Below are 10,668 nucleotides of genomic sequence, written 5' to 3'. Positions count from 1 at the left end.
GGCCGGCCCCGCGGGCCGGGCCCGGCCGGACAGCCACTCCTGCACCGGCCGCACCCTGCGCCGTACGGGCGCGGGCAGCAGCCGTACGGCGAGCAGCGCGGCCCGGGCGGGGTCGTGCCGCAACTCGCCCCAGGCCACGGATGCGGCCAGACTGACAGCGCGGGGAAGACGACGGGACATGCCGCCACGGTAGGCCGACCGGGCACGCGACGCCTCGGCCGCCGCCGGGCGCCGGTGCCGCGAAGGCACGGCGTCACCCCTCGTCCCCCGTGTGCTGCCCCTTGTTCGACCGCCGACGGAAGGCGAGGACATGAACGGCCGAGTACTCCATGTGGTCGGCACCCGGCCCAACTTCGTGAAGGCGGCACCGGTCGTCGCCGCGCTCGGTGTGGCCGGCTGCGACCAGGTCCTGGTCCACACCGGCCAGCACTACGACGCCCGGATGTCGGACGTGTTCTTCCGCCAGCTGGGCCTGCCCCGGCCGGACACCGACCTCGGCGTCGGCTCCGGCAGCCACGCCCGGCAGACCGCCGACCTGCTGGTCGCGCTGGAGGCGGAACTGACCGCCCGCGCCCCGTCCCTCGTCGTGGTCTACGGCGACGTCAACTCCACCCTGGCCGCCGCCCTGGTCGCCGCCAAGCTCGGTGTCCCGGTCGCCCACGTGGAGGCCGGGCTGCGCAGCTTCGACATGGCGATGCCGGAGGAGGTCAACCGGCGCCTGGTCGACCAGCTGGCCGGGCTGCTGTTCGCCACCAGCCCCGAGGCCGTCGGCCACCTCGCCCGCGAGGGCGCCGACCCCGCCCGGGTGCACTTCGTCGGCAACCCGATGATCGACACCCTCCTCACCCACCTGGACCTCTTCGACCCGGCCGCCGCCCGCACCGAGTACGGGCTGCCCGACCGCTACGGCGTCGTCACCCTGCACCGTCCCGCCAACGTCGACGACCCCGCGGCCGCCCGCGCCGCCGCCCGCGCGCTCACCGAGGCGGCCCGCCACCTGGACCTCGCCGTGCCGCTGCACCCGCGCGGCCGGGAGGCGCTGCGCGCGGCCGGCCTGGACGGCGCACCCGGCGTGCACCTCCTCGAACCGCTCGGCTACGTCGAGTTCATGAGCCTGGTGCGCGGTGCCGCCGCCGTGATCACCGACTCCGGCGGGGTGCAGGAGGAGACCACCGTGCTCGGTGTGCCGTGTCTGACGCTGCGCACCACCACCGAACGCCCCGTCACCGTCACCCACGGCACCAACCGCCTCGTCACCCACGACGAACTGGTCCCCGCCCTGTCCAAGGCACTCGACGGCGGGGCGGCCATGCCCACCGAGGGGCCGCCGCTGTGGGACGGCAAGGCCGGCACCCGGATCGCCCGCGTGGTCACCCAGTGGCTGGACCACCATGGCTGACGGCATCCTCGCCCGGGACACCGCCCGGCCCGGCGCCCCCGACGGTGACGAGGCCCCCGGCCCCGGCGACGACACCCCCGACTACTGGGACGTCCGCCACCGCGACCAGGACGAGCTGGCCTCCGGCGGCCACATCGGCCTCGACCGGGCGGGCAACGAACTCTTCTACGCGCTGCGGCTCGGCAACCTGCTCGGCGCCGTCGGCGACCTCAGCAGCGCGACGGCCCCGCTGTTCGTGCTCGACGCGGGCTGCGGCAAGGGCTACTTCGCGCGCGCCCTGGCCCGCTGCGGCCACCGTGTGGACGCCTTCGACGCCAGCGAGGAGGCCCTCGACCGGGCCCGCGCCGCCGGCGGCGGCCCCCGCTACACCAGGGCCCGGCTGGAGGAGTGGCGCAGCCCGTGGCCCTACGACATCGTGCTCTGCGTCGACGTGCTCTTCCACCTGCTGGACGACACGGAGTGGGCGGCCGCCCTGCGCAACCTGGCCTCACTGGTCCGCCTCACCGGCCGCCTGATCGTCACCGACGAGGACACGGCCGTGCCGCGGGCCCGCGGCGACTACATCCTGCACCGGCCGACGGCCGCCTACCGCTCCGTACTCGAACCCCTCGGCCTGCGGCACACCGAGTTCCGGCCGTACGGCTTCCGGGAGATCGAGGTCGGCTTCCACGTCTTCACGAGGATCCGCTGATGCGTCTGACCGATCTGCTCCACCCCCACCTGGACGGCGTCACCACGGTCGTGGACGCGGCCGGCCGCGGCCTGCGCCTCGCCCCCTACGTCCACCTCCCCGACGGCGTCGAACTCGTCACCGACGACGGCGAACGTCCCATCGAGGACCACGAGTTGGTGATCCTCTCGTACGGCCCCGACCCGGCCCTGCACGGCACCGAGGACGACTGCCTCGCGACGCTGGCCCGCCTGCGTCCCGGAGGCCGCGGCCTGCTGCTGTTCGGCCACCCCGGACAGGAACCTCCCTACCACCGGCTCCTGGACGGCCTGGTGGCCCAGCGCTGTCAGGTGCTGCGCGCCACCCCCCTCGACTATGTGCACCTGCGGGCGGGCGCCGTGTTCACCCGCCTCACCGCCGACGAACTCCTGCCCCCGCACGACTGGTTCGGACGCCCCGTGCCCTCGGACGGCTTCGCCACCACCCTGCGGATGGCCGACGAGTACGTCCTCGCCGGCCTGGCGTCCCGCGCCCTGCGCGCCCGCCACCTGGATCTGGAGCGCCGCGCCGAGGAGGCCGAACGCGCCCGGGACACCGGCCGCGACGACGGCCTCGCCGACCGGCTGGCCGCCGCCGTACGGGAGAAGGAGCAGCTCGCCTCCGCCCTGCGCGGGGCCCGCGCCCGGGTCGACGTGCTCCAGGCGCGGGTGGCCATGCTGGAGGGCTCCACCTCGCTCCGCGTCGGCAAGGCGCTGGTCTCGGCGGCCCGTTCACCCAGACGCGGGATGGCCGGGCTGCCCCGGGAACTGTACGGGCTGTGGCGGGGTCGCACCGCGAAGAGCGTCGCGAAGCGGTCCGCGCCCGCGGCCCGGGCCGTCGCGCCCGTGGCCGCCGACGACCGCCTCCACCTCGTGCACCGCGCGTTCTCCTCCGCCCCCCGGGACCGGCTCGTGATCGTCGGTGTGCTCACCGACCGCACCGCCGAGGACTTCGCCGCCGACGCCGTCGTGAACCGGCCGCTCCCGCACGACGGCGCGCTGCTCGTGCGGCGCACCGACCCCGACGCGGTCGTGGTGCAGCTGAGCGCGTGCACCGGGGCCGGCCCCTGGTCGCTCACCGGCACCGGCCTCGCCCCGGACCTGGACCGGAGGCTGGCCGAACTCCTCACGGAGGCGCGCGCGTCGGGCCGGGCGGCCGTCCTGTGGCGGGACGCCCCCGCGTCCGCCGCGCCCGGACTCGCCCGGCTGGCGTGGGACGCCGTCCTGGACGCCGACACCGGCGTCCGGCTGTCCCGGCTGGACCCGGCGGCCGACGGCACCGAGCGGCTGCGGGAGGCGTTCCAGTGGGACAGCACCCGGGTGCGGCTGGCCGAGCTGGCCCGGCTGGTGGGCGCCCCGGACCCGCTGGACGAACGCCGGGTCGCCGTGCTGGCCGCCCCCCGCGACCCGCACGGCGTGGCCCGGCTGGTGGCACAGGTGCTGGGCCAGCAGCACCGCCCCGCCGAGGTGGTCGTCCCCGACCCGGCGGGACTGGAGGAACTCGACGCCGCCGGTGTCGCCGTCCGCACCGGGCTGCCCACCGCGGCCTGGATCGCCGACTGGAGCGACCTCACCGAGGACCGCCCCGACACCCTGCTGCTGGACCTCATGTGCGCCCAGGAGTTCTCCGGCGCCGACGCCCTCGGCCACGCCGCCGACGGCGAGGACCACACCTTCGTGCCGGCACTGCGACGGCCGCTGCTGGTCCGCCGGTCCCTGCACCTCGCGGGCGCGCCACCCGAGAGCTGGTGCGGCCTGGGACACCGACTGTTCGCCGTGCGCGGGAAGGAGCCGTCATGAGCCGCGTGGTACGGGCACTGGTCTACGGCGACGTGGACCTCAACCTCATCGACGGCTCCGCCGTCTGGGCCCAGTCGACCGTGCAGGCTCTGGCCCTGGCCGGGTGCGAGACCCGGCTGGTGCTCAAGGCGCCCGTGGAGACCGGGCGGCTGACCGATCCGCTGGCCGGACTGCCCGGGGTGACCCTCGTGCGGCCCGCCGAGGAGCGGCTGGTCCCCGGGCAGGCCGGCCGGCCCCTGTCCCCGGTGCAGGCGTCGCACCTGCTCACCCGGCTCGACCAGGACGATCCCTGCGACCTGCTCGTCCTGCGCGGACGCAGACTCGTCGGCCAGGTCGTCGCCGACGGTCACTTCGACGGACGGATCTGGGCCTACCTCACCGACATCCCGCAGTCCGCCGCCGCGATGACCGAACGGGCCCGCGCGGAACTCGCCCGCATCGCCACCGCCTCCAGGCGACTGCTGTGCCAGACCGAGGAGCTGCGCTGCTTCCTGGAGACGTGGGTGCCCGCGGCCTGCGGCCGGAGCGTGCTCTGCCCGCCGGCCGTGCCCGAACCCGGCTTCCCGCTGCCGGACCACGACCGGCCGCACGAGCCCCTCCGGCTCGTCTACACCGGCAAGTTCGCGCCGCTGTGGAACACGCTGCCCATGACCCGGCTGCCGTCGCTGCTGGCCGAGCGCGGCGTCCCCGTCGAACTGCACACCGTCGGCGACAAGATCCACGACGATCCCGCCCACCCGGAGTTCCGGGACGCGATGTTCCGCGCCCTGCACGGCGGCACCCCCGGCGTCCACCACCATGGCGGACAGCCCCGCGAAGAGGCCATGCGCATCGCCGCCGACTGCGACCTCGGCCTCGGCTGGCGCGACCCCCAGCTCGACGCCAGCCTCGAACTCTCGACGAAGGTCCTCGAGTTCGGCGCCCTGGGGTTGCCCGTCGTGCTCAACCGGACGCCGGCGCACGAGGCACTGCTGGGCGCCGACTACCCCCTCTTCGTCCCCGGCCGGGCCGGACCGGAGGACGCCGCCGAGGCCGTGGCGTACGCCGCCCGGGAGCCGGAGGCCCGCGGGCTCGCCGCGGCCCGCTGCCGGGAGGCCGCCCACCGGTACACCCTCCGGGCCGCCGCCACCCGCTGGCGTGCCCACCTCGGCCAGGTGTTCCCGCCCGCACCCGCCGGTGTCGCCCACCGCACCCGCCCGCTGCGGGTCGGCGTCGCGGGGCACGACCTGAAGTTCCTCACCCGGCTCCTCGACCACTTCCGCGCCCTGCCCGGGCTGGAGGTGCGTGTCGACGCCTGGTCCGCGCTGGCCCGGCACGACCCGGCCGCCGGCCGGGACCTCGCCGACTGGGCGGACGTGGTGGTCGTCGAGTGGTGCGGCCCGGCGGCCGTCTGGTACAGCAAGCACAAGCGGCGCGGCAGCCGGCTCGTGATCCGGCTGCACCGGTTCGAGCTGGACGCCGAGTGGCCGCGCCAGGTCGACATCGACGCCGTCGACCGGGTGATCTGCGTCAGCCCCTACTACGCCCGGCGCACCCTGGAGCACACCGGCTGGCCGCCGGAGAAGGTCGTGGTCGTCCCGAACTGGGTGGACGCCGAGCAGCTGGACCGGCCCAAGGCCCCGGGCGCCCGGCACCGCCTCGGCATGATCGGCATCGCGCCCAGCCGCAAACGCCTCGACCTCGGCCTGGACGTTCTCGAAGCCCTGCGCGCCCGGGACCGGCGCTGGCACCTCTCGGTCAAGTCCAAGCCGCCCTGGGAGTACTGGTGGATCTGGAACAAGCCGGAGGAGCGCGCGCACTACGAGGCGATCCTGCGCCGGATCCAGACCTCGCCGCTGCTCGAAGGAGCCGTCGTCTTCGACGACTTCGGCGCGGACGTGGCGAACTGGCTGCGCCGGGTCGGGCACGTGCTGTCCACCAGCGACGACGAGAGCTTCCACCTGGCCCCGGCCGAGGGCATGGCCTCCGGCGCCGTACCGGCACTGCTGCCGTGGCCCGGCGCCGACGAGATCTACGACCGGCGGTGGATCCACGCCGGGCCGCCGGCGATGGCCGAGGCGATCGCCGGTCTAGGCGAGAGCCAGGACACCTGGCACGCGGCCGCGGAGACGGCCCGCGCGCAGGTACGGGAGTCCTACGCCCTGGACCGGGTGGCGGCGGCCTGGACGGACCTGCTGGTGAACGGCTGAGGCGTGCGGACCGTCAGTGCGCGGTCCGCTCCGCCGTCAGGTAGGCGATCACCATGTCGCCGAGCATGGTGCGGTGGCGATCCCGCTGCGCCGGATGCACCAGGTCCCGGCCGAACAGGACGCCGAAGGTGTGCCGGTTGGCCACCCGGAAGAAGCAGAACGAGCTGATCATCGCGTGCAGGTCCACCGCGTCGACACCCGCCGTGAACAGCCCTGACTCCTGTCCGGCGGCGAGGATGCGGCGGATCACGTCCAGTGCCGGGGAACCGATCCGGCCGAGCTTCTCGGACGCCGCGATGTGCACGGCACCGTGGATGTTCTCGATGCTGACCAGGCGGATGAAGTCCGGGTGCCGCTCGTGGTGGTCGAAGGTCAGCTCGGCCAGCCGCCGGATCGCCGCCACCGGGTCCAGGTGCTCGACGTCCAGCTGCTGCTCGGCCTCCCGGATCACGCCGTACGCCCGCTCCAGCACCGCCGTGAACAACTGCTCCTTGCCGCCGAAGTAGTAGTAGATCATCCGTTTCGTGGTGCGGGTGCGGGCGGCGATCTCGTCGACCCTGGCACCGTCGAAGCCGGCCCGGGCGAACTCCTGGGTTGCCACGTCGAGGATCTCGGCGCGGGTCCGGGCGGCGTCGCGCGTCCGCTCACCGGGTCGGGCCGGTTCTTCGACGCTGGTCATCGGTGTCCTTCGGGCCGTGGGGCGCCTCGGCGGCGCGCTCGTTCGCGTGCCGGTGATTGTAGAAGCAGGCTCCCGGCGGCGGTCCCTGCCGGGCGCTGGTCCCCGTGGGCACCGGCCGCCCGGCACACGGCCCGCGGTCTCACTGGCGGCTGACCGTGCGGGTGACGCCGGCGATCACCGTCGTGGCGAGGATCCAGCCGGTGAGGACGAGGACGTAGGCGAGCAGCTGGTACCAGCCGTGCGGGGCGAACGCGGAGTCCTGCCCGAAGGAGATCACCGGAAGCAGCAGGTCGAGCGTGTAGAACACCGGGCTGAACGGCGGCGCCTCACCCGCCTTCAGCGGTTGCGGATGGTGTGCCGCGTAGGTGACGGAACCGACGGCGAGCAGCGACAGCAGCCAGCCGGCGGCGCGCAGCGGACGGAAGCCGTAGCCGACGGTGACGTCCTGCACCAGGCCCCACAGCCGGCCGTACCAGGGCAGGGTGTGCCGGTGCCGGCGCTGCTTGGCGAGCTGCACGAGCCGGGCCGCGTGGTCGTCACCGATACGGCGGTACGCGGCGGTCAACTGCTCGTAGGCGTACGGCACATGGCCGTTCCGCTCCCGTTCCAGCATGGGCAGCCGGCGCTCGGCAGGCTCGTGCGGCACGAGCGAGGTGTACGTCAGCTCGCCGATCAGCACCTCGTCGGGCACCGACTCCGGTTCCAGGAAGAGCACTTCGAGCCGGGCGCGGCGCAGGTTGAGGGCGCCCTCCATGGGCGGTCCCTTGCGCAGCCACAGCTCGCCGATGGTCGTACTGGGGGCCCACAGCGCCGAACCGCCCGGACTCGACAGGAACGTGTACGACAGGTCGAGCCGCCCCGCGACCCGGGAGCCGCGCAGGCCCAGCCAGCCGCGTACCTCGGCGCGCCGGACCAGCATGTCACCCTCGACGGTGAACGTCTCCGCGTCCAGCGCGGCGCCTCCGGGGCAGCTGAGCCGCGCCTCGTTCAGGTTGACCGACCCGGCGACGGCGGCGCCGTTGAGCCGTATCTGCCCGTGTGTGCGCAGCCCCGGCGCCCACAGATCGCCGCCGACGGCGCTCTGGTTGAGCTGGAGCACCGGTTCCTCGGCGTCCGGTGCGGACACCCGCGCGCTCTCCAGGTACAGACTGCCGCCGATCCGGGCCCCGCCCAGCCGCAGGACACCGTGGCACCGCGTGCGGGTCAGCCGCACGACACCGTCGGCCTGGAGGGCGTGGCCGACGAATCCGGGCAGGAAGGACTCGCTCAGGTTGAGTTCGCGCAGCCGTGCGGCGTGGAACCGCGGGGCCTCCTCGAAGTGACAGTGCCGCAGCCGGACCGGGTGGTCGACCGTCGCGTACTGCAGGTCGAGCCGGCCCGTGACGCGGGCTCCGGCCAGACTGAGGGACGCCGTCTCGCCGTCCTGCCGCGGGCCGGCCAGCAGCAGCGCCCGCAACACCCGCGCCCGCACGGTCCGTTCGGGTCCCCAGTGGCCGCCCGCTTCGGGGTCGTCCTCGGCCGACTCCCGGAAGTCCACGGCCTCACCCCGCGGAAACGCCCGCCACACCCGCTCCTCGGCCGCCGTCAGTTCGTCGATCTCCACCAGCGGGACTCTGGCCGCGGTGCGAGCCGCTGTCAATCGGGTGCCCACCCCCTCGGACGCGGGACGGCCGGCGGGGCCGACGGCACGGGTGCCCCCTTACCGCCGCCGGCCGTACGACGGCACGGGTGCCCCCTTACCGCCGCCGGCCGTACGACGGCACGGGTGCCCCCTTACCGCCGGCGGCCGTACGACGGCACGGTGCCCCCGCACCGCCGGCGGCGGTACGGGGGCACGGCAGGTCGCGGACGGCCCCGGCGCTACGGGCGGACGTTCCACTCCGCGATCACCGGGCGGCCGTGTTCCGTCGACAGCCGGCTGACCGTGCCCGTGGCCAGCTGGAAGAGCCGGCCCTCGGCGGGCGGCAGACCGAGGCGGCGGGCGGTGAGGACACGCAGGAAGTGGGCGTGGGCGACGAGGACCACGTCGCCGGCGTCCTCGTCGAGCGCCGCGGCGACCCCGGCGAGGACGCGGTCGGCGCGGGCGCCGACGCGCTCCGGTGACTCGCCCGGATGCCCCTGCGGGCCGGGCGGCACGCCGTCGGTCCACAGGTCCCAGCCGGGCCGGGTGCGGTGGATCTCGGCGGTGGTGATGCCCTCGTAGCCGCCGTAGTCCCATTCGTGCAGGTCCGGCTCGGGTACGGCCGCGGGTATCCCGGCCAGTTCGGCGGTGCGCAGCGCGCGGCTCAGCGGGCTGGCCAGCGCGCGGGCGTAGGTCCGGCCGGTGAGGAGCGGGGCGAGGGACTTGGCCTGTTCCTCGCCGTGCTCGGTCAGGGGCAGGTCGGTCCAGCTGGTGTGCTGTCCCGACCGGCTCCACTCCGTCTCACCGTGGCGGACCAGCAGCAGGTCCCCCACGGCGGATCAGTCCTTCTTCTCGACAGCGTGGCCACCGAACTGGTTGCGCAGCGCGGCGATCATCTTCATCTGGGGCGAGTCGTCCTGCCGGGAGGCGAACCGGGCGAACAGGGACGCGGTGATCGCCGGGAGCGGCACGGCGTTGTCGATGGCGGCCTCGACGGTCCAGCGGCCCTCGCCGGAGTCGTCCGCGTAGCCGCGCAGCTTCTCCAGGTGCTGGTCGTCGTCCAGGGCGTTGACCGCGAGGTCGAGCAGCCAGGAGCGGATGACGGTGCCCTCCTGCCAGGAGCGGAACACCTCGCGGACGTTGTCCACCGACTTGACCTTCTCCAGCAGCTCCCAGCCCTCGGCGTACGCCTGCATCATGGCGTACTCGATGCCGTTGTGGACCATCTTCGAGAAGTGCCCGGCGCCGACGCGGCCCGCGTGGACGTAGCCGTAGGGGCCCTCCGGCTTGAGCGCGTCGAAGATCGGCTTGACCCGGCTCACGTGCTCCTTGTCGCCGCCGACCATGAGGGCGTAGCCGTTCTGCAGGCCCCACACACCGCCGGAGACTCCGGCGTCGACGAAGCCGATGCCCTTGACGCCCAGCTCGGCGGCGTGCTTCTCGTCGTCCGTCCAGCGGGAGTTGCCGCCGTCGATCACCGTGTCACCCTCGGACAGCAGGTCCTTGAGTTCGTCGATGACGCCCTGGGTGGCGGTGCCGGCCGGGACCATCACCCACACCGTGCGCGGCGCGTCCAGCTTCTCGACCAGTTCGGCGAGGCTCTTGACGTCCGTGACGTCCGGGTTGCGGTCGTAGCCGATGACGGTGTGGCCGGCGCGGCGGATCCGCTCGCGCATGTTCCCGCCCATCTTGCCGAGACCGATGAGACCGAGCTGCATGATCAGTTCTCCGATGCGTTCTTGAGAGTGCGGTAGGCGGCGACGAGGGCCGTGGTGGACGGGTCCAGACCGGGGACGTCCGCGCCCTCGGTGAGGGCGGGCTCCACCCGCTTGGCGAGGACCTTGCCCAGCTCCACGCCCCACTGGTCGAAGGAGTCGATGTTCCACACCGCGCCCTGCACGAACACCTTGTGCTCGTAGAGGGCGATCAGCTGGCCGAGCACGGACGGGGTCAGCTCGGGGGCCAGGACCGTGGTGGTGGGGTGGTCGCCGAGGAAGGTGCGGTGCGCCACCTGCTCCTCGGGCACGCCCTCCGCGCGGACCTCCTCGGCGGTCTTGCCGAAGGCGAGCGCCTGGGTCTGGGCGAAGAAGTTGGCCATCAGCAGGTCGTGCTGGTCCCGGAGTTCGCCGCTCAGTTCGGGCAGCGGGCGGGCGAAGCCGATGAAGTCCGCCGGGATCAGCTTGGTGCCCTGGTGGATCAACTGGTAGTAGGCGTGCTGGCCGTTGGTGCCGGGCGTGCCCCACACCACCGGACCGGTCTGCCACTCGACCGG

Annotated in this window: 9 protein-coding genes and 1 pseudogene; 4 read left to right on the top strand and 6 right to left on the bottom strand. The window is 74.2% G+C overall.

Annotation, left to right across the window (positions count from 1 at the left end):
• On the bottom strand, nt 1–180 hold a 180-nt coding region (locus GT045_RS31455), incomplete at its 3' end, for a hypothetical protein (RefSeq protein ID WP_161336263.1).
• 130 nt (nt 181–310) lie between these two features.
• Between GT045_RS31455 and wecB the strand changes: the two genes are divergently transcribed.
• The 4 genes from wecB to GT045_RS31435 are packed head-to-tail and all read left to right on the top strand — an operon-like array spanning nt 311 to nt 6,096.
• Entirely contained in the window at nt 311–1,399 is a 1,089-nt protein-coding gene (gene wecB, locus GT045_RS31450; RefSeq protein WP_161336262.1) for a UDP-N-acetylglucosamine 2-epimerase (non-hydrolyzing), read from the top strand.
• A complete protein-coding gene (locus GT045_RS31445; RefSeq protein WP_202529197.1) occupies nt 1,392–2,090 on the top strand; it encodes a class I SAM-dependent methyltransferase in 699 nt (232 codons plus the stop codon). Before wecB ends, GT045_RS31445 begins: the two co-directional genes overlap by 8 nt.
• On the top strand, nt 2,090–3,907 hold the full coding sequence (locus tag GT045_RS31440; RefSeq protein ID WP_161336261.1) for a hypothetical protein: 1,818 nt from the start codon (nt 2,090–2,092) through the stop codon (nt 3,905–3,907). The genes GT045_RS31445 and GT045_RS31440 overlap by 1 nt, the downstream gene beginning before the upstream one ends.
• Entirely contained in the window at nt 3,904–6,096 is a 2,193-nt protein-coding gene (locus GT045_RS31435; RefSeq protein ID WP_161336260.1) for a glycosyltransferase, read from the top strand. Before GT045_RS31440 ends, GT045_RS31435 begins: the two co-directional genes overlap by 4 nt.
• Before the next feature lie 13 nt (nt 6,097–6,109).
• Here the strand turns inward: GT045_RS31435 and GT045_RS31430 are convergent, their stop codons facing one another.
• The 5 genes and pseudogenes from GT045_RS31430 to GT045_RS31410 form a co-directional block, all read right to left on the bottom strand.
• Entirely contained in the window at nt 6,110–6,775 is a 666-nt protein-coding gene (locus GT045_RS31430) for a TetR family transcriptional regulator (protein ID WP_161336259.1), read from the bottom strand.
• 139 nt (nt 6,776–6,914) lie between these two features.
• Nucleotides 6,915–8,378 carry a membrane-associated oxidoreductase gene (locus tag GT045_RS31425; RefSeq protein ID WP_161336258.1) on the bottom strand — a complete coding sequence of 488 codons (1,464 nt, stop codon included), beginning with the start codon at nt 8,376–8,378 and terminating at the stop codon, nt 6,915–6,917.
• Between the two features lie 257 nt (nt 8,379–8,635).
• Nucleotides 8,636–9,229 (bottom strand): histidine phosphatase family protein, encoded by a 594-nt coding sequence (locus GT045_RS31420; protein WP_161288171.1) that lies wholly within the window; start codon nt 9,227–9,229, stop codon nt 8,636–8,638.
• Between the two features lie 6 nt (nt 9,230–9,235).
• Nucleotides 9,236–10,114, bottom strand: a complete 879-nt coding sequence (gene gnd, locus GT045_RS31415) for a phosphogluconate dehydrogenase (NAD(+)-dependent, decarboxylating) (protein ID WP_161288173.1) — start codon at nt 10,112–10,114, stop codon at nt 9,236–9,238.
• 2 nt (nt 10,115–10,116) lie between these two features.
• Nucleotides 10,117–10,668, bottom strand: a pseudogene (locus GT045_RS31410) (glucose-6-phosphate isomerase); the annotation flags it as partial.

It is taken from the genome of Streptomyces sp. SID486, from assembly GCF_009865385.1.
GTDB lineage: Bacteria > Actinomycetota > Actinomycetes > Streptomycetales > Streptomycetaceae > Streptomyces.
This window is presented reverse-complemented; position numbering and strand designations above follow the sequence as displayed.